Annotated in this window: 19 protein-coding genes; 5 read left to right on the forward strand and 14 right to left on the reverse strand. The window is 70.1% G+C overall.

The window, feature by feature from the left end; translation table 11 throughout:
• Positions 1-34: 34 nt before the first annotated feature.
• The 4 genes from CyaNS01_RS04900 to CyaNS01_RS04915 all read left to right on the forward strand — a co-directional run bounded on the left by CyaNS01_RS04900 (position 35) and on the right by CyaNS01_RS04915 (position 2,872).
• Positions 35-832, forward strand: a complete 798-nt coding sequence (locus CyaNS01_RS04900; protein WP_186700272.1) for a DUF475 domain-containing protein — start codon at positions 35-37, stop codon at positions 830-832.
• A gap of 3 nt (positions 833-835) precedes the next feature.
• The gene (locus tag CyaNS01_RS04905) at positions 836-1,186 is read left to right on the forward strand and encodes a DUF6464 family protein (protein ID WP_186699326.1); all 351 of its coding nucleotides are present in this window, start codon (positions 836-838) and stop codon (positions 1,184-1,186) included.
• 197 nt (positions 1,187-1,383) lie between these two features.
• Positions 1,384-2,592 (forward strand): DEAD/DEAH box helicase, encoded by a 1,209-nt coding sequence (locus CyaNS01_RS04910; protein WP_225875814.1) that lies wholly within the window; start codon positions 1,384-1,386, stop codon positions 2,590-2,592.
• A gap of 100 nt (positions 2,593-2,692) precedes the next feature.
• Positions 2,693-2,872 carry a hypothetical protein gene (locus CyaNS01_RS04915; RefSeq protein WP_186699328.1) on the forward strand — a complete coding sequence of 60 codons (180 nt, stop codon included), beginning with the start codon at positions 2,693-2,695 and terminating at the stop codon, positions 2,870-2,872.
• A 7-nt stretch (positions 2,873-2,879) separates the two neighbouring features.
• Here the strand turns inward: CyaNS01_RS04915 and CyaNS01_RS04920 are convergent, their stop codons facing one another.
• From CyaNS01_RS04920 to CyaNS01_RS04975, 12 genes are all read right to left on the reverse strand, one after another.
• Positions 2,880-3,191 (reverse strand): hypothetical protein, encoded by a 312-nt coding sequence (locus CyaNS01_RS04920; RefSeq protein WP_186699330.1) that lies wholly within the window; start codon positions 3,189-3,191, stop codon positions 2,880-2,882.
• Between the two features lie 120 nt (positions 3,192-3,311).
• The gene (gene fmt / locus CyaNS01_RS04925) at positions 3,312-4,385 is read right to left on the reverse strand and encodes a methionyl-tRNA formyltransferase (protein WP_186699331.1); all 1,074 of its coding nucleotides are present in this window, start codon (positions 4,383-4,385) and stop codon (positions 3,312-3,314) included.
• Positions 4,386-4,403: 18 nt separating this feature from the next.
• Entirely contained in the window at positions 4,404-5,765 is a 1,362-nt protein-coding gene (locus tag CyaNS01_RS04930; RefSeq protein WP_186699333.1) for a TldD/PmbA family protein, read from the reverse strand.
• A gap of 2 nt (positions 5,766-5,767) precedes the next feature.
• Positions 5,768-7,210, reverse strand: coding sequence for a TldD/PmbA family protein (locus tag CyaNS01_RS04935; RefSeq protein WP_186699335.1), 1,443 nt, complete (start codon positions 7,208-7,210; stop codon positions 5,768-5,770).
• 81 nt (positions 7,211-7,291) lie between these two features.
• Positions 7,292-8,395 (reverse strand): magnesium-protoporphyrin IX monomethyl ester (oxidative) cyclase, encoded by a 1,104-nt coding sequence (gene acsF, locus CyaNS01_RS04940; protein WP_186699337.1) that lies wholly within the window; start codon positions 8,393-8,395, stop codon positions 7,292-7,294.
• A 120-nt stretch (positions 8,396-8,515) separates the two neighbouring features.
• Positions 8,516-8,974 (reverse strand): DUF2996 domain-containing protein, encoded by a 459-nt coding sequence (locus tag CyaNS01_RS04945; protein WP_186699340.1) that lies wholly within the window; start codon positions 8,972-8,974, stop codon positions 8,516-8,518.
• A gap of 90 nt (positions 8,975-9,064) precedes the next feature.
• Positions 9,065-9,664 (reverse strand): LapA family protein, encoded by a 600-nt coding sequence (locus CyaNS01_RS04950; RefSeq protein WP_186699342.1) that lies wholly within the window; start codon positions 9,662-9,664, stop codon positions 9,065-9,067.
• Between the two features lie 4 nt (positions 9,665-9,668).
• Positions 9,669-10,325, reverse strand: a complete 657-nt coding sequence (locus tag CyaNS01_RS04955) for a flavin prenyltransferase UbiX (RefSeq protein ID WP_186699344.1) — start codon at positions 10,323-10,325, stop codon at positions 9,669-9,671.
• Between the two features lie 4 nt (positions 10,326-10,329).
• Positions 10,330-12,669, reverse strand: a complete 2,340-nt coding sequence (locus CyaNS01_RS04960) for an RNB domain-containing ribonuclease (protein ID WP_186699345.1) — start codon at positions 12,667-12,669, stop codon at positions 10,330-10,332.
• Positions 12,670-12,858: 189 nt separating this feature from the next.
• Entirely contained in the window at positions 12,859-13,230 is a 372-nt protein-coding gene (locus CyaNS01_RS04965) for a TMEM165/GDT1 family protein (RefSeq protein ID WP_186699347.1), read from the reverse strand.
• 6 nt (positions 13,231-13,236) lie between these two features.
• On the reverse strand, positions 13,237-13,599 hold the full coding sequence (locus CyaNS01_RS04970; RefSeq protein ID WP_225875815.1) for a TMEM165/GDT1 family protein: 363 nt from the start codon (positions 13,597-13,599) through the stop codon (positions 13,237-13,239).
• The gene (locus tag CyaNS01_RS04975) at positions 13,596-13,985 is read right to left on the reverse strand and encodes a YkgJ family cysteine cluster protein (RefSeq protein ID WP_186699349.1); all 390 of its coding nucleotides are present in this window, start codon (positions 13,983-13,985) and stop codon (positions 13,596-13,598) included. Before CyaNS01_RS04975 ends, CyaNS01_RS04970 begins: the two co-directional genes overlap by 4 nt.
• A 182-nt stretch (positions 13,986-14,167) precedes the next feature.
• Between CyaNS01_RS04975 and psb30 the strand changes: the two genes are divergently transcribed.
• Positions 14,168-14,275: a photosystem II reaction center protein Ycf12/Psb30 gene (psb30, locus tag CyaNS01_RS04980; RefSeq protein ID WP_006041509.1), complete on the forward strand. Its 108-nt coding sequence runs from the start codon at positions 14,168-14,170 to the stop codon at positions 14,273-14,275.
• On the opposite strand, the gene CyaNS01_RS04985 is transcribed toward psb30, so the two are convergent.
• Together CyaNS01_RS04985 and recJ are read right to left on the reverse strand one after the other, a co-directional pair.
• Complete coding sequence (locus CyaNS01_RS04985) at positions 14,254-15,591, reverse strand: chloride channel protein (protein ID WP_186699351.1); 1,338 nt, start codon at positions 15,589-15,591, stop codon at positions 14,254-14,256. The two genes, psb30 and CyaNS01_RS04985, sit on opposite strands and share 22 nt — an antisense overlap.
• On the reverse strand, positions 15,591-17,504 hold the full coding sequence (gene recJ / locus CyaNS01_RS04990) for a single-stranded-DNA-specific exonuclease RecJ (protein WP_186699353.1): 1,914 nt from the start codon (positions 17,502-17,504) through the stop codon (positions 15,591-15,593). Before recJ ends, CyaNS01_RS04985 begins: the two co-directional genes overlap by 1 nt.
• Positions 17,505-17,512 lie beyond the last annotated feature (8 nt).

Genomic DNA, 17,512 nt, shown 5'->3' on the forward strand with positions numbered 1-17,512 from the left:
TGGTCTTCCTAGAGTGATCCTCTTGCAGGGTCTGATGGAAGCCGAGTCGATTCAATCCCTGACCCCGCTGCTGCAGGAGGTCGACCGCTGGCATGAAATCCTGCTCGTGCTGCCCCTGCTGGTGGCGCTGGAGGCGGTGCTGTCCGCCGACAATGCCGTTGCCCTGGCGGCCATCTCCCGCCGTCTCCACGACCGTTCCCGCCAGGAGACGGCCCTCAACCTGGGCCTGTTGCTGGCCCTGGTGTTCCGGGTGGGTCTGATCCTGGCCGCCCGCTGGGTGCTGGACTTCTGGCCCCTGCAACTGGCCGCTTCGAGCTATCTGCTCTGGCTGTGTGGCCGCCATCTGGTCCAGCTGGCCGCCGGCGCCCCGCAGGTCCAGGAGCTGACGGAAGCCGAGGCCCCTGGGGCCGTCACCGCCAGCATGGCCAGCGTCGTGGCCACCCTGGCGGTGACGGACCTGGCCTTCTCGGTGGACAGCGTGGCCGCCGCCGTGGCGGTGACCGATCGTCTCCCCCTGGTGATCGCCGGTGGCGTGATCGGCGTGATTGCCCTGCGGCTCACGGCTGAGCTGTTCATCCGCTGGATCGAGCTGTTCCGTCACCTGGAAACCGCCGGCTATCTGGCCGTGGGTCTGGTGGGTCTGCGGCTGCTGCTGCGCCTCGCCAGCCCTCAGCTGGAGCTGCCGGAGTGGGCCTTGCTGTCTCTCGTGGCCGCCCTGTTCGTCTGGGGCTTCTCCGTGCGCCGCAGCCCTGGGCCGCAGTGCGCTGAAGAGCTGCCGGCGGTGGAACAACCGGTGGAACAAGCGGTGGAGCCAGCGGCTCCCCTGAGCTGAGCCATGCAGGTGGAGGTGCGACTGATCGGCAGCGACCGGCTGCTCGACACCTACGAGGTGGAGCACCAGGGACAGATTCCGCAACCGGGCCGCTGGCTGAACCTGGGTGACCAGAGCGTTCTGGTGCTGCAGCGCCGCCATCGCTACCGCCTCAGTAATGGCCGCTACGCGCTGGGCAGCGTGGCTCTGCAGGTGAAGCTGGAAGCCCAGCCCGCCGATGCCAGGCCCTGGGGCCACGGCTGGGTGATCGGCGACCCCGACTGCCGCTACAACGCCCGCAGCCCCCTGCTGCGCTGCGCGGTGCTGCCGGAGGGGCCCTGTGAGCGCTGCAGCCACTTCGAGCCGCTGCGCTGACGAATCCGCACCGCCCGTAGGGTGAAGGTCTGCAAGCTCTCCACCTGCCCCCCATCACCCGCTCATCCCGCCCCGCCGCCCCCATCCCCCGCAGGGGGCAGGCTTCCGCTGCAACCACCGCGGCCCCTCTCTCCAGCGAGGGCAGCCCGGCTCCAGGCTTCGGGGATCTGGGGCTCGGCCTGCCGATCCTCAAGGCGGTGGCCGAGAAGGGCTACACCACCCCCTCGCCGATCCAGCTGCAGTGCATCCCCGCCGTGCTGGCCGGCCACGACGTGATGGCGGCCGCCCAGACGGGCACCGGCAAGACGGCGGGCTTCACCCTGCCGATGCTGGAGCGCCTGCGCCATGGCCCCCATGCCCGCGGCAGCGTGGTGAGGGCCCTGGTGCTCACCCCCACCCGGGAGCTGGCCGCCCAGGTGGCCGAGAACGTGGCGGCCTATGGCCGCTACCTCGACCTGCGCAGTGACGTGGTGTTCGGTGGCGTCAAGGCCAACCCCCAGATCAACCGCCTGCGGGCCGGTGCCGACATCCTCGTGGCCACGCCGGGCCGGCTGCTCGATCTGCAGCAGCAGCGTGCGCTTCGCCTCGATCGGGTCGAGGTGCTGGTGCTGGATGAGGCCGACCGCATGCTCGACATGGGCTTCATCCGCGACATCCAGAAGCTGATCGCCCTGATGCCCCCGAAGCGGCAGAACCTGCTGTTCTCCGCCACCTTCAGCCCCTCGATCCGCAAGCTGGCCCAGGGTCTGCTGCACCAGCCGGTGCAACTCCAGGCCACTCCTGAAAACCAGGCGGCTCCCACCGTGGAGCACCTGCTCCACCCCTGCGACATGGCCCGCAAGCCTGAGCTGCTCACCCATCTGATCGCCAGCAACGGCTGGCAGCAGGTGCTCGTGTTCTCCCGCACCAAGCACGGCGCCAACCGCATGGCCGACCGCCTCAGCCAGGCCGGCATGGCGGCCGCCGCGATCCATGGCAACAAGAGTCAGGGGGCGCGCACCCGTGCCCTGGCGGGATTCAAGAGCGGTTCAGTGCGGGTGCTGGTGGCCACCGATCTGGCCGCCCGGGGCATCGACATCCACCAGCTGCCCCACGTGGTGAATCTGGATCTGCCCAACCAGGCCGAGGACTACGTGCACCGGATCGGGCGCACGGGCCGGGCGGGTCACCCCGGCCAGGCGATTTCGCTGGTGGCCGCGGAGGAAAGGGAACTGCTCGCGGCGATCGAGGGCCTGCTCGGCTCCAGGCTGCCCAGGCAGCCCGTGGCCGGATTCGAGCCCACCGTGCTGAACGCGCCACCCCTGGACCTCAGTGGTGGCCGGGGAGGACGCCGTGGTGCTGGTGGCGGTGGTTCCCGTGGCCGGGGCGGCGGACGCGGCGGGGCTGGGGGGCGTTCCAGCCGCTGACTGGCGGCTGACCAGGCCGGCTGCGGGTCTGAAAACGGCAACAATGGACACAACCGCCCTGGCCGCTCTCGGCTCGGATGGCACCGCACCGAACGACCCCATGCCTTACGAGCCCGGTTCCACCGAATGTCGCGTGCTGATCGACTGCAAGAGTCAGATCGAGTCGATGCTGCTGGCCCTTGGGCGCATTGAGAACAGCGCCCACATCCGTGACCAGCTGCGGTCGGTGCACAATCAGCTGGAGGGGCTGCACGGCCTCTATCGGCGCAGCAACAGCTAGCTGGCCGTTAGCCGAAAGCGCTATTCAGCTCAGACGGGTGCTCGATGTCATGGCAGAGGCTGTAGGCACAGGCCAGGGTGGCCACACGCTTCAGGCCGCCTGGCAGGTCCCGGTGGCACACCAGGTAGCCCCTGGCCAGATCGCGAAAGATCTGGCAATCGGGGCTGGCCTCGGCCACATAGGTGAGGGAGCCCTGGGTGATCCCAGCCCCGCCGGCCGCGATCGCCCGCTTCAGGGGTGACAGCACGGTTGCAGCCACATCCGCCTGGCCAGCGGGGCTGCCCTCGGCGTGGGACTTGGAAGGGAAACCGTTGGCCATGGCACCTGCCTCAAGACCAGACCCCTCAGCTCTAACGCCCCAGGATGGCCGCCTGCTGTGTGCGAACCCTAACCACACAGAACGTATTGAGAGCGGCTGGCGGCGGCGGCGGTGCAGCTGTCAGGCCGGGGTCGCCGTTGCTGCAGGCTCACCCGCAACCGCCCCCAGGGCCTCGCCCGGAAGGGCGCTGAGCTGCTGGATCAGAGCCTGGCCGGAGCAGGCCCGCTTGCCCTCCAGCTGACCCTCGCGCACCAGCACGGGGCAGCCCCCACTGGCCACCACCAGCCCCAGGCCGGGCTCGACGGCCAGCACGGTGCCGGGCTGCGGCGATGGCGTGGCTGGTGGGTCAGCAGCGGCTGGCCATCGGCCACAGAGGGCGGCCGCCTCGCCACTCAGCTGTCCCGCCAGGCGTTGCACCAGGGGTTCGGTGGCGAGCAGCTTCAGTCTTTGGCCCCGCCAGCAGGTGTGGGCGCCGGGGTAGAGGCCCATGACACGGCGGTGGATCGCCAGGGCCGAGTCGCTCCAGGCGATGCGGTAGTCGTCCTTGGTCAACAGGCGGGCGTAGGTCATGCCCTCCGGGCTCTGGGGGCGCAAGCCCAGCCGCCGCCAGCGCTCAGCTTCAGGGCCCTTGCCGGCGGCGGCAATGCGGGGCAGCGCCTCCAGCAGCAGTTCGGCGGTGAGCCGGGAGAGCCTCTCGCCCAGCTGCCTGGCATTCTCCAGCAGGCCGATGGGCAGGCGCTGCTCCAGCAGCACCGGGCCCGTGTCGAGGCCGGCCTCCATCGCCATGATGCCCACCCCGGTTTCGGCATCGCCCTCCAGCAGGCTCCACTGAATCGGCCCTGCACCGCGCCAGCGGGGCAGGAGTGAGCCATGGCCGTTCCAGCAGCCCAGAGGGGGCTGGGCGAGCACTTCCGGCGGCAGGATCTGGCCGAAGGCCACCACCACCGAGAGGTCGGCAGCCAGGGCCGCCAGCTGGGCCTGAGTCTCGGGGTCGCGGCGAATCCGCTGCGGCGTGATCACCGGCAGCTCCAGCTCCAGGGCCCGTTGCTTCACGGGTGAGGGCAGCAGCTGCTGGCCGCGACCGCGGCGTCGATCGGGCTGGCTCACCACCCCCACCACGCTGTGGCCGGCCGCCACCAGGGCCTCAAGGCTGGGCACGGCGTAGGCGGGTGTGCCCCAGAACAGCAGTCGCATCGCGATGGGGGCCGGGGGTCAGGCTTCGCCGGTCACCGAGAGGCCGTCCACCCACACCAGGGGACAGAGGCCATCAGGGGTCAGCTTGGCTTCGCCTTCGAATCCCACCACCGCCTGCAGCAGCTCGCGGATGTCTCCCGCCACGGTGGCCGCCTCGATCGAGCGCCGCTCGCCGCCCTGGAGCAGCCAGCCGTCGAAGGGCAGGGAGAAGGAACCCTGGCTGGCCTTGACGCCGGCGTGAAGAGCGGAGAGCGAATCGATCCACACCAACGGCGTGTCGGCCGCCAGGCGATCCAGCCCCTGGGCGCCGCCGCCGCTGCCTGGAGTGGCGCCGATTTCGAACCAGTCGGGCCCCACCGACACCTTGGCGCCCATGCCGGCGTGGCCGGTGGGTTGAGCGCCGAAGGCCCGGGCGGTGGCTTCCGAGTGCAGGAAGTTCTGCAGCACCCCGCCCTCCACCAGGGCCAGCCGCCGGGTCGGGGTGCCCTCGCCATCGAAGGCGGCGGCGCCGATGTTGCCGGGGTGGAGGCCGTTGTCGTGGATCGAGAGGAAGGGCACGGCCAGAGCCTGGCCGAGGGAGTCGCGGTTGCTGAGGCTGACGCCATCCAGCACGGCGCGGGCGTTGAACAGGCTGCTGAAGGCGCCGATCAGATCCAGAAAGGCCTCTGGACTGAACACGCAGGTGTAGCGCCCCGTGGCGATCGGCCCGTAGTCCAGGTGGCTGATGGTGCGTTCGGCGGCCTCCTGCACACAGCCGTCGATGTCCAGCGCGCCGGCGCCATAGGCCAGGCGCATGGCGCCGGCACTGCGGGGTTTGCGGCCCGCTTCCTCGGCGCGGGCATAGAGGTAGAGGCTGGCGGTGGTGAGCTGCTGCTGGCGGCAGGCGCCATCGCTGTTGAGGTAGAGGCGCTCACTGCTGCGCTGGGCCAGGCCGTTGTAGGGGACGGTGGCAATGGCGGGATGCCGCTCCAGCAGTTGGTGCTCGGCCTGCTTGAGCGTGCCGAGCAGCTCAAGGATCGGCTTGGGAGCGTGCCTGGGCTGCTCCAGCGTGGCCAGCGGGGCAGTGGCCAGGGGGGAGAAGGCGGGTGTGTCGGCGGCGTTGCCGAAGGCGCTGGCCGCCTGGGCGCCGGCCAGCGCCTTGTCGAGGCCACCATCGGAGAGGTCGGAGGTGCTGGTGACTCCCACCAGGCCATCGCCGTTCCAGACGCGGATGGTGATGGCGCTGCGCTGGGCACCCTTCATCTGCTTGGCCTCGCCCCGGTCCACCTGCACAGAGGTGTCGGTGCTGCAGGAGGCCCCCAGATCCCACTGGCTGATGCCGTGACGCTGGGCCAGTTCGGCGAGACGCTGCTGCAGCGTCGTGGCGTTGAGGGTGGTCATGGTCAGCGACCCCCCACGGTGATCGAGTCGACCTTGATGTGGGGCTGGCCCACCGTGACGAAGATGCTGCCGCTTACCGAGCCGCAGAAGCCGGCGGCCAGGTCGAGGTCGTTGGCGCACATCGAGATGCGGGGCATCACCTCCTTGGCCTCGCCGATCAGGGTGGCTCCCTTGACCGGGCGGGTCAGGGCGCCGGCCTCAATCAGATAGCCCTCCTCCACCGCGAAGTTGAACTGGCCCGTGGGGCCGACGCTGCCGCCCCCCATCGACTTGCAGTAGAGGCCCTTGTCGACGGAACCGATCAGCTCCTCGGGGCTGTGGGGGCCCGGGGCGATGTAGGTGTTGCGCATGCGGCTGGCGGCCGCAAAGCTGTGGCTCTGGCGACGGCCGCTGCCGGTGCGCTGGTGGCCGGTGCGCATTTCGCCGGCCCGGTCGCTGATGAAGCGCTGCAGCACGCCGTTCTCGATCAGCACCGTGCGCTGGGCCTCCATGCCCTCGTCGTCGATGCAGAGCGAGCCGAAGGCGCCGTCGCTGAGGCCCTCATCGATGGCCGTCACGGCGCTGTGGGCGATGGGCTCGCCGATGCTCTCGGCGAAGGGGGTGGTGCCGCGCTCCACCTGGGTGGTTTCCAGCAGGTGGCCGCAGGCCTCGTGGAAGATCACGCCGCCGAAGCGGTTGGCCAGCACGGCGGGCATCTGGCCCGCCTGCACATAGTCGGCGTAGAGGATGCTGGCGGCGCTGCTGCACACGTCCACGGCGCTGGCCTCGACGTCCCAGTGGCGCAGGTCGTCCGGCCGGCCTGAGGTGCCGTAGCGGCGGCCGAGGCCGGCGCGATGGTCGCCGTCGGCGGCGAGCACGTTCAGGCCCACGGACTGGTGCAGCCGGATGTCGCGGGCAAAGGTGCCGTCGCTGGCGGCCACGAGGATCTCCTGCCAGTCGCGGGCGTACTGGCTGCGGCGGGCCTGCAGGTGGCGTCCGTGCTGCTCCAGCCTGGCGGTGGCCTGCAGCAGTTTGTCGCTGCTCTCCTGCAGAACGGGGCAGCGCTGCAGCCAGTCGCGTTTGGTCTGGGCGAAATCTCTCAAGGCCGGCAGGCCGGCGAAGGCGCTCCGCAGGGCGCCGCTGTTCTGGGCAGGAGCTTCCAGGCCGAGCATGCCCAGTGCCTGCTCCAGGGCCTGCAGCAGCCCCCGCTCGGAGAGGTCGTTGGTGCTCACGAAGCCATCGCGCAGATCGCGGAACACCCTCAGGCCCGCCCCCATGCCGAAGGAGGGACTCACACTGGTGATCGTGTCCTGTTCGGCCAGCAGGCCCAGGTGGTCGGTGCGCTCCAGGAACACCTCCACCAGGTCCGCTCCGGCGGCCCGACCCGTGGCGAGCAGCAACTCCAGCCGTGCTTGCCAACTCTGGTCGAACAGCTCAAGGGTCGGCGCTGCGGCGGAGAGAACCACGGGAAACGTTCGGGTGAGCGTGGAACACGGTTGTAGCAAAAACCCCTGGGCCGCAGGGCCTGGACCAGGGGTGGGCCGTGCTCAGCGCACCGCCGGCTGGAAGGCTTCGCTGCGGATGGGTTTCATCAGGAACAGCTTGGCCATCTCGGCGCCGTTGGCGATCCAGTAGGGCAGCTTGCGCAGGGCCTTGAGGGGCGCCGGAGCAGTGCTCTGATCGGCCTTGGTGAGGGCGGCGTTGTTGTCAACAAGACGCTCCAGCCGCACCCAGAAGCGGGGATTGCGCACGTCGAGCACCACCGGGAACACCCGGGCGGAGGTCTCGTTGGTCTTGTCGATCACGTACTTGTCGTAGGCGCGGGCATCGAGCCCCAGGGCTTCGTAGAACTCCTTGCGGGCCACATCGCGCACATACATGGTGGCGAACACCGCCAGCAGGAAGAAGCGGCACCAGAGCCTTGCCTGCAGACCACGCACGGTGTCAGGCTGGGCCTTCATCAGGGCATCAAAGAAATCGCCATGGCGGTTTTCGTCCTGGCACCAGTTTTCGAAGAAGTTGAAGATCGGGAAGATCTTGCTTTCAGGGTTTTCCTGAAGGTGGCGGTAAATGGCGATGTAGCGCCAGTAGCCGATCTTCTCGCTGAGGTAGGTGGCATAGAAGATGAATTTCGGCTTGAAGAAGGTGTAGGCCTTGTTGGCCGTGAGGAAGCCGAGGTCGAGCTGGAGGCCGAAGTCGCTCATCGCCTTGTTGAGGAAGCCAGCATGGCGGGCTTCATCGCGGGCCATGTGGGCAAAGCACTCCGCCAGCAGGGGGTTCTTCTGCTTGATGCGGCGGCTCAGTTCCTTGTAGAGCAGAAAGCCGGAAAACTCCGAGGTGCAGCTCTGCTCCAGGAACTCCACGAACACCTTGCGGGTTTCGGGGTCGAGCTTGTCTGCAGCGCCATCGAACTCGGCATTGCGCACGAAGTGGTGCCGGTTGTAGTCCTTGCGGAACTCCTCGCAGATGGCCTCGAGTTCCACTTCGTTCGGCCGCAGATCCATGGCCGCCATGGCCTCGAAGTCTGTGGTGTAGAAGCGGGGCGTGAGGATCGTGTCCTTGGCCGGATCCTTGATGGCCGGGCCATCCGGGGTGCCGATAGCGGCGCCTGGCGTGGCGCTCGGGTCGGCTACGGCGGTGGGAGGCACCATTCGATGGGCTGCACAGGGCGTGGCGGCATCGTAGGCGGCCTCGGCCAGGGTGCGGCGGGGATGTAACGCCGATCGGTCAGGTCAGCCGGAACGCTGAATCGACACCACCGGTCGGCTCGCTCAGTTGGGCCCGAGCCACTTCTGGCCGTTGAGGCGCGACACCACGCGCGACACCAGCAGGGGCAGGGTGACTTTCTTCTCGTCGATCAGAAACGACTCCACCTGGGAGGGTTCGGCGCCGGACTCGGCCACGATCACGGTCTTCGCCGCGGTGAGGCTCTCACTGGTGAAGCAGAGCCAGAAGCGGCGCTGGCCAGGAAGCGTGCCCACCACCATGGAGCAGTCCATGCCGACCACCGGCATCGGCCCCTGCTGGAAGGAGAGCTGGGGTGCCGGCCCCCCGTAGGCCTGGATCTCCTTCTCCAGGGCCGGGATCAAGAGGTTCGGCACGAACGAGCCGAAGGGCTGGTCTTCGGGAGCGGGGGGCTTGGCGGCTGCCTTGGCGGCCGGTTTGGGCTTTGCCGGGGCTGCTTCGGCAGCCGCAGCGCTGCTTGGCTTGGGATTGCTGGCGTCACTCACCGACTCAGGCACCGACTCACGCCTCAACGAGGAATGGCCGAACTGTAGGGCGATTTCAGCGGCATCAAGGTGCTCAGGTCGCCTCGCTGATCACCACTCGTTCTGGAGCGGGCTGCCCCAGTCATCGCCTGACGCCGCAGCCGGCTGGCTGGCCCTGGGGGCCGCCTGCGCCGTGTGTTGCGCTGCTGCGTGGGCTGCGTGGGAGGCCGCGGTTTTGGCCCTGGCAGGGGCTGCGGCGGTGGCCCGGCGAATCACCCGGAAGGGCACGGCCACGGTGGGCACGGCCTCACCGGCCGCCCGGGTCGGCCCCGCCACTGGGGTGTCGAGAGGCGGCTGTGGGGCAGGAACGGGGGTGTTCCAGGGCTCCGGCTGGCCGGCGTCATCCCCTGCGTCGGGCTCAGGCCAGGGGCGCCCGCGGCTGCCGTTCTCCCGTTCCAGAGGCTGCCGCACCTGTCGCTGCAGGGGTCGCTGCTGGCCGGCGGCCAGGGCCAGGCCGGTGCCGAGGGCACTGAGGCCGGCTCCGGCCGTGGCCGCCACCATGATCCATACCCCGATCGGCAGGGCCGGCGAGGTCCAGATCAGCAGGCGCAGCGCCACGGCGGGCCTGGGGTTGAAGGCGCCGATCAGCAGGGCTGCCAGCAACGGGGCGAGCAGGGGGAGCAGCAGCAGCTGGCGCAGCAGGGGGGTCAAGGGTTCAGACCTGGGTGGGGATCCCTTCGGGCCGTGGCTCCAGCGTCCCCATCCCGCGGACCGGGCCCTGCCATCGCTGCAGGTCACCCAGGTCGTAGCCGAGCACGTCAAACACCCGGATCACCAGGAAATCCACCATGTCCTCAATCGTGCTGGGCTGCTGGTACCAGGCCGGCACGGGTGGGGCGATCCTGGCGCCCGCCTCGGCGAGGGCGGTGAGGTTGCGCAGATGCACCAGGTTCCAGGGGGTCTCCCGGGGACAGATCACCAGGGGCCGCCCCTCCTTGAGATGCACATCGGCCGCCCGCTCCACCAGATCGAGGGCCACTCCTGAGGCGATCCGCCCCACCGTGCCCATGGAGGCCGGCAGGATCACCATGCCCTTGGTGCGGTAACTGCCGCTGGCGATGCCGGCGGCCTGGTCGTTCCAGCGGTGGCAGCGCAGGCTGCCGCTCCGGCAGCCGGTCTGATGGCGCCAGAATTGCTCCTGAGCCTCCGGTTCGCTCGGCACCCGCAGGCCGAGCTCCGCCTGCCACACACCGATGGCGCCGCGGCTGGTGACCATCTCGACCCGTTCACCGGCCTGGAGCAGCAGCTGCAGAGCCCGCTGGGCCAGGGGCTGGGCGGAGGCCCCGGAAACGGCCAGCACGACGGGATCCATCGGTTCAGGCCTCGCTCAGCACGGCGACCGGGGTGAAGGGGTCGATCTCAGGATCCCCGCTCTCGGTGTCAGGGATGGCTGCCTCGCTGGAATCGGCGCCCTCTGCCATGGGAACGGCGAGATCGATCTGATGGCGCAGGGCATCCACCTTCTGGATCTCCACCTCCACGGCGTCGCCGAGCATGTAGGTGCGGCGGTTCTTGCGCCCCACCAGCCGGTTCTGGCGGGAGCGGTACTCGTACCAGTCGTCCTTGAGCGAACTCACGTGCACCAACCCCTCCACCTGGGAGGGCGGCACTTCCACGAAGAAGCCATAGCTCTGCACGCCGCTGATCACCCCGGGCAGCACCTGGCCGACGAGGGGCTCGGCCTGGCGCGCCTGGGCCATGGCCAGCAGATCCGCCTCGAACTCCACCAGAAAACGGCGACGCCCGTTGAGCCGCTGCAGCAGGCCCTGGTCCCTGGTCTGCTGGAACGGAGCAAGGGCGCTGTTGGGCAGCAACGCCCAGTCGATCGTGCCGTGACAGGAATCGGCGGCCAGGTCTACGCCGATCTTGTGGCGCACGCTGGGACGGTCCTTGCCTTCGCTGAGGAGCAGGGTCAGCAGCTGCTGGTTCCAGATGTCGACGTAGTGGAGGGTGGGGCAGCACCAGGGGGCCAGGGCCGCCGGCCTGCCATCGCGTTCCTCCTCGGAGAGTCCGGCCACGGCATGGCGACCGGGCTGCTCCGAGAGGCTCACCGGTTTCAGCACGCCTCGAAGCTGCTGCTGCAGGGGACGGCAGCGGTCGGTGGCAGCAAAGGCGGCCGCAAGTTCGGCCCCACTGGCGTGGCCCTCCTCACCGAGTTCGAGGGGGATGTCCAGAGCCAGGGCTGCCCGGGCCACGTCGTTGAGATCGGCGGCCTCGGGAGGCGGGTTCAGGGCGTAGATGGCGGGGAGGTTCAAGGCGCTGAGGTGATCGCCAAGGGCCATCTCGGCCATCAGGAAGGCCTCCCGCAGGATCGCCGTGGGGTGATGGGCCGGCAGCTCCACGAACCAGCCCTGCCCGCCGCCTTCAGGTGACGGCACGGCCAGGTCGCCCAGGCTGTCGATCAGGGGCATGGACAGCTTGAGATCGATGGAGCCCTGGGCCAGACGCCGCTGGTGCAGCTGCGCGGTGAGCCCCACCAGAGCCTCCAGCTGGCCCAGCTGCTCCTTGATCGGCTTGAGGGCCGCCGGGGTGGTGCGGGCTTTGGGCTTGCGCTCCGCCAGGGCTTCCAGGGCCTCGGCTCCCACTGTGGCGACGGGCTTCACCAGGCTTCGGCAGAAGCGGTAGTGCTCCAGCACGCCTTCCGGGCTGAGCTCCAGGGCGACCGAGAGCGCCGCCTGGCTCTCGCCCGGCTTCCAGGCCGTGGCCTTGATCAGGCCGGGGCTGAGCAGGGGGAGCCACTGGCGCCCGGTGCAGAGGGCGTCGGCCTGCTCGCGCAGCCAGAGGTCGAGGCTGCCGTTGGCGCTGAGCCGCTCAGCCACGGCGGGGCTGTGGACCCACAGGGTCCAGCCCCCCTCCCGCTCCTCCAGGGCCAGAGCCGCCAGCTCGGGGGCGTTGCGTCCCTGCCAGCCACTGATCAGCAGGCAGGGCTCGCTGGTGAGATCGGCACGCTCCTTGGCGGCAAGACTTTTCAGCGCCGTACGGGGCGCCGTGGAGCGGGTGTTGAGCCGGTGCTTGGTGAGCAGCAGGTCGAGGTCGGCGGCCTCGCCGCCCCGGATCGGCAGGCGGCGGGCCACGTGGCCCTGGGGAGCGAACTGCGCCACGGGGTAGCGATCAATCGCCACCTCCACCACGGAATTCTGCTCGGGATCGAGATAGCTCGAATCGCCAGCCGGAAGGGTGACGGCGGTGAGCAGGCGGTCGTCGAGGGGCAGGGCCACCAGGCGTTCGTTCTGCTCCTCCACCTGGGCCAGCATCGAAGTGGTCTGGCGGGCCAGGATGCAGCGCACCCCCCCCTCCGGGGAGCGGCGCCTGCCGCCCTCGCGGGTCACCTGCACCAGCACCCGGTCGCCGTTCCAGGCGTGGTTGAGCTCGTGGTCACGGATGTAGATGTCCTCGCCGCCGTCCTCCCGCAGAGCAAAACAGAAGCCCTTGCTGGAACAGCGCAGCCGGGCCTGAATCAGCTCGGGGGTGTCGCAGCGCTGCAGCCCCTGCTCGGCCTGCTCCAGCAGTCCCAGTTTCACCAGGGCGTCCACGCCGATCAGCAGCATGGCTTTGTCGCGGGAGTTGCTCAGGCCGAGGGCCTTCTCCAATTTCGTGATCGGCAGCGGCTCTCCGGCGGGGAGCTGGTCGAGCAGGTCGGCGACCGAGAACTTCATCAATTCAGCAGCTGGGTGGCGGGATCCGCCGGGGGGCAGCCCAGGGGGCCGGCGGCGGCGTGGGGGAGGCGATGAACCGGGCTCGGAGCGATGCCCATGTCCACAGACGTCCGTTCAATCAGTGGCGACTCTAGGCAGCCGGGTGGGCAGGGGCAGGGCCCGTACGATCCGGCGCACTCCCGGCGCCCCTCAGGAGCTCGCGTCCTGATCGCTGGGCGGCCCCTGGGCATCAGGCGCCAAGGCTGGATCCGTGCCGCCCACGGAGATGGCCTGGGCGTGCTCCTCTTCGGCTGCCGCCATCAGCAGCAGCCGAACGCCCAGCACCAGAAAGCCCACTGAGGCGGCGAGCTGCAGGGTGTCGGTGGGAATCACGGCGGAGAGGGAGCCACCGGCCCCGGCACCCAGCAGGCTGGCCAGCACCAGGGCGCTGGAGCTGCCGGCAAACACCGCCCCGGGCCGCGGCGAGGTGCCGCTGATCGTGACGATCGCGAGCTGGGTCTTGTCGCCGAGTTCGGCCAGAAACACCGTGACAAACGTGGAGGCCAGCAGGGCAAGATCCATCGGGCTTCAGGAGAGGGGGGGCAGGCTCGGAGCGGGGGCCACCAGGTGGAGCACCGCCTGCCGGCCCAGCCACAACCCCAGGGCCACCATCAGCCCGCCGGCCAGCCGTTCCAGTTGCTGGGCCGGCATCACCCGGGCCAGCCAGCGCCCCAGCAGCACCCCCACGAGGCTGGAGCAGATCAGGGCCAGTGAGGCCCCCAGAAACACCTGCAGCGGGCGGCCCGACTGGGCCGAGAGCAGCAGGGCGGCCAGCTGGGTCTTGTCGCCGAGTTCGGCCAGGAACACGGTGGTGAAGGTGGTGATGAACGCCACCCCCCAGCTGCTCCGTTCGGTCGCTGGGTGAGCGCTGCCCTGGCTGTCGCTGCTCATGGCCGCCGCCGGATCGTCCGCAGAAATCGACGCATCACCTTGTCACGGCCCCCGTATTCCGAGCGGATCTGTTCCAGGCAACAGGCGATGGCCATGGCACCAGGTTCGGCCTGGGCCGCGCCGTCAGCACCATCCATCAGGCCACCGAAGAGGGGCACCAGGGTGCTGACGTGGCAGAAATCAGGCCGCTCCTCGTAAATCCGGCAACGACGCCCGCCCGTGTCGTAATGGATGCACCAGCCATCGGCTCCCACCATGGAGAGGTAGCGGGTCTGCTGGTCTGGGCTGAGGGCGGCGATGGCCTCGGGCCGCAGGGCGGGATCGAGGCGGCAACAGGCGCCGCAGCCCTGAATGCATTGCCAGTGCCGCTGCTGCCGTGATGCCATGGCTTCCCCGAACGGGCATCGCCAACGGATTGGCCCCGCTCGACCCTATCCAAAGCGCCGTCATGGCGCCGGCCCGGCCAGAGCAGGCCCTGTGACAACCAGTCACAGCCTCCGAGGCGCCCTGAGAGATCAAGGGAGAGGCGAGTAGAATCCCGCGCATTCCCTATCCAGCGCCGGTTGCCATGGGCATCGACTTTCACCTGATTGCCAACTTCGGTGCCCTGGCTCTGATCACCCTGGCTGGCCCCGCCGTGATCTTCATCCTCTTCTACCGCCGCGGCGCCCTCTGAGCGTCCTTCTTGGCTTCGCCGTCCAGGTCGGCGAGGGCGTGATAGATGGGCCTTGACTCCAGCCTGCGTCCTGCATAGGCCCCCAGCACGGCGCTGAGCAGGATCCCGAACAGCAGCTGCTGGTCACCGGCCAGCCGCAGCGAAAACAGCACGGTCATCATCGGCAGCTGGGTCGCACCGGCCAGCCCCGCGGCCATGCCGAGGGCCACGCCCACCTGGGCGCTGGATCCCAACAGGGCCAGCACACCGCTGCCGAACACCGCCCCGATGGTCAGGGCTGGATCGATCAGGCCGCCAGGCACCCCGGCCCCCAGGGCCAGAAGCGGGGCCAGCAGCCGTGACGCCAGCACCAGCAGCCAGCCCATCTGGCCGAGGGGTGAGCCTGGAACAGGCAGCGGACCGCGCTCCACCAGCAGCTGGCCCATCAGGGCCTCCCCATCGCCGCCACTCCAACCGCCGCTGCCCAGCGCCATCAGGGCCAGCCCGCCTCCGAGCGCCAGGCCCCAGCGCCAGGGCTGGCTGCGCACCCGCGGTTGCAGCCAGCCGCTGACGTTGAGCAGCAGGCGTGCAAACAGGCCGCCAAGCAGGCCGCCGCCCACCCCGATCGGCACGGCCAGAGCCAGCTGCTGCCACTCGGGCATGTTGACGTCCAGCAGCCCCAGGGGGAACAGCGGAATGCCGCTGAGGTTGCTGATCAGGGCGGCTGCCGAGCAGGTCACCAGCGCAGGCCACACCAGCGAACTGCTGTAGCGGCCAACGAGCTCCTCCATCACGAACAGGGTGCCCATCAACGGGCTGTTGAAGCCCCCGGCCAGGCCGGCTCCAGCCCCGATCGCCATCAGGTCGCGGGTCGGTACCCCCTTGAACAGGCGCGGAAAGCGCCGCTGCAGAAACTCGGCCACGGCGGCACCGAGGTGCACTACGGGGCCCTCGCGCCCGAGGGGCATCAGCGCCAGGCTGGCGGCTGTCCAGAGCCCGATGCGTGCCACGGTGGGGCTGGCTCCCAGCAGCTTCTCGGCCCGCTCGGGATGCTCCAGGCTGCGAAGCGTCTGGGGGATGCCAGAGCCTGCGCCATGGGCCAGGCGCCGGGCCTGCAGGGCCAGCAGCAGGGGCATCACCAGCACAGGCGCCGCCGCAATGGCGATCGTGAGGGGCGTCCAGCCAGCTCCGGTGAAGGCCGGCAGTTTCTGCTGCAGGAAGGCCTGGGCCATGTCCACCAGATTCAGGGGCAGACAGGTCAGCCCCACGGCCACCCCCACCAGGAGCAACCGGGCCAGGCTGCCCAGGTCGTGGCGGTGCAGGGGCAGGCGGGACATCAGGCGGCGAGACCGAGGGCCAGGGCCGCATCCTGAAGCAGGGCGCGGAGATAGGGGTGTTCAGGCGTGCTGCTGCTGAGCAGTTCCTCCCCGGCGGCGTTGCGCACCACGACGCCATTCCCCTGGCGGCGGCACCAGTAGGAGCGCCCGCAGCGCTGCAGGCGCACCTCCCCCTGGCTCTCGGGGTCGCCGCAGCCCCTCAGGCCCACCAGTTCCAGTTGGAGCCGCTCCTGGCCCTGCCAGCGATCCAGCCGCAGCCGGTAGGCCACATCCACCCAGGCGGGCAGGTCGGCCGATCCCTGCCAGCGCCAGCCCATGGCGCGCAGGCTGCAGTCACCCTGACGCAGCTCCAGCTGCAGGTGGCCGCCCCGCAGCAGCTTCTGCTGGCTGACGCGGCAGGCCGAGCTCCAGTACACCGGCTGGGGATGGCCGATGCCGAAGGGCTCCAGCCGTTGCTGCTGGTGCAGGAAGTCGCGGTCGATCTGCTCCAGGCGGAGCAGCACCTCGGGTTCCACCGGGTGGCCGCCGCCCTGGATCTCCAGCCAGGCGCGGGCCAGGCCGTTGAGCCGCTCCTGCAGGGCCGCCACGTGCTGGGCGCGCACCGTGAAGCCCCCTGCTGCCGGGTGGCCGCCATGGCGCTCCAGCAGGTCGGCGCAGTGGCTGAGGGCCTGGTCCACGGCAAAGCCCCGCGGGGCCCGCACCGAGGCCCGCAGCCTGCCCCCCCCCTCGCCGGCCAGCAGGGCCGCCGGCAGGCCGAGGCGCTCCACGAGCCGGGCGGCCACGATGCCGATCACGCCGTGGTGCCAGTGGCCCTGGGCCAGCAGCACAAAGGGGCTGCGCTGGGGGCCGTCGGCCTCCAGCAGGGCCAGGGCTTCGGCTTCGATCGCCTCGCAGAGTTCACGCCTCTGGCGGTTGAGCGCTTCGCACTCTCGCGCCAGTTCCAGGGCCCGCTGCCCGTCCTCGGTGGTGAGCAGTTCCACCACCAGGGCGGGATCGCCCAGGCGGCCGACGGCATTGATGCGCGGGGCGATCTGGAAGCCCACGGCCTGGGCATCGAGGGGCGCCTCCTCCACCCCGGCCAGCCGCTGCAGGGCCTGCAGCCCCGCCAGGGGCGAGCGGCGCAGGTGCGGCAGGCCATCCAGCAGCCAGCGGCGGTTCACGCCGTTGAGGGGCGCCATGTCGGCGATGGTGCCGATGCAGAACAGGTCGCGGGCCATCTGCAGGGCATCGGGGCGCCGCAGCGCCTCACACAGGGCCGCCGCCAGGACGTAGGCCAGCCCCACCCCCGCCAGGCCCCGGAACGGGGAGTGCTCCGGGGTGCGCTGGGGGTGCAGCAGGGCCAGATAGGGCGGCACCACGGCCGGGATCGTGTGGTGATCGGTCACGATCACCTCCACCCCCAGCTCCCGGGCCCGCAGCAAGGCCGCCGCCGCCGCGATGCCGTTGTCCACGGTCACCAGCAGCGTCACGCCCTGGTCTGCCAGCCGCTCCACCATGGCGGGATTGAGGCCGTAGCCCTCCTCCAGGCGGCTGGGGATGGCGGCCAGCGGCTGGGCTCCGAGTCGCTTGAACACCCCCAGCAGCAGGGCGGTGCTGGTCATTCCGTCTGCATCGTAGTCGCCACAGATCGCCACCGCCTCGCCCTGGCGGCAGGCCTGCTGCAACCGCTCCAGGGCCTTGCCCAGATCCGGAAAGTGCTCCAGGGCTGCTGGTGCGGCGGGCGGCTCCAGCAGGGCTGTGATGGCCGCGCTGGTTCGGTGGCCGCGGCGGGCCAGCAGCGCCAGCAGCGGCGCCGGCAGGGACGCCAGCCCGGGGGGATTGAGCTGGGCCAGGGCCTGGGGATCGGCCAGCTCTCCCAGGGGGGTGGGCAGGTGCCAGCGTTGCTCGTCGAGCGGGGGCAGCAACGGGGCCATCGGCGAGG

This window comes from Cyanobium sp. NS01, from assembly GCF_014280235.1.
Classification (GTDB): domain Bacteria; phylum Cyanobacteriota; class Cyanobacteriia; order PCC-6307; family Cyanobiaceae; genus NIES-981.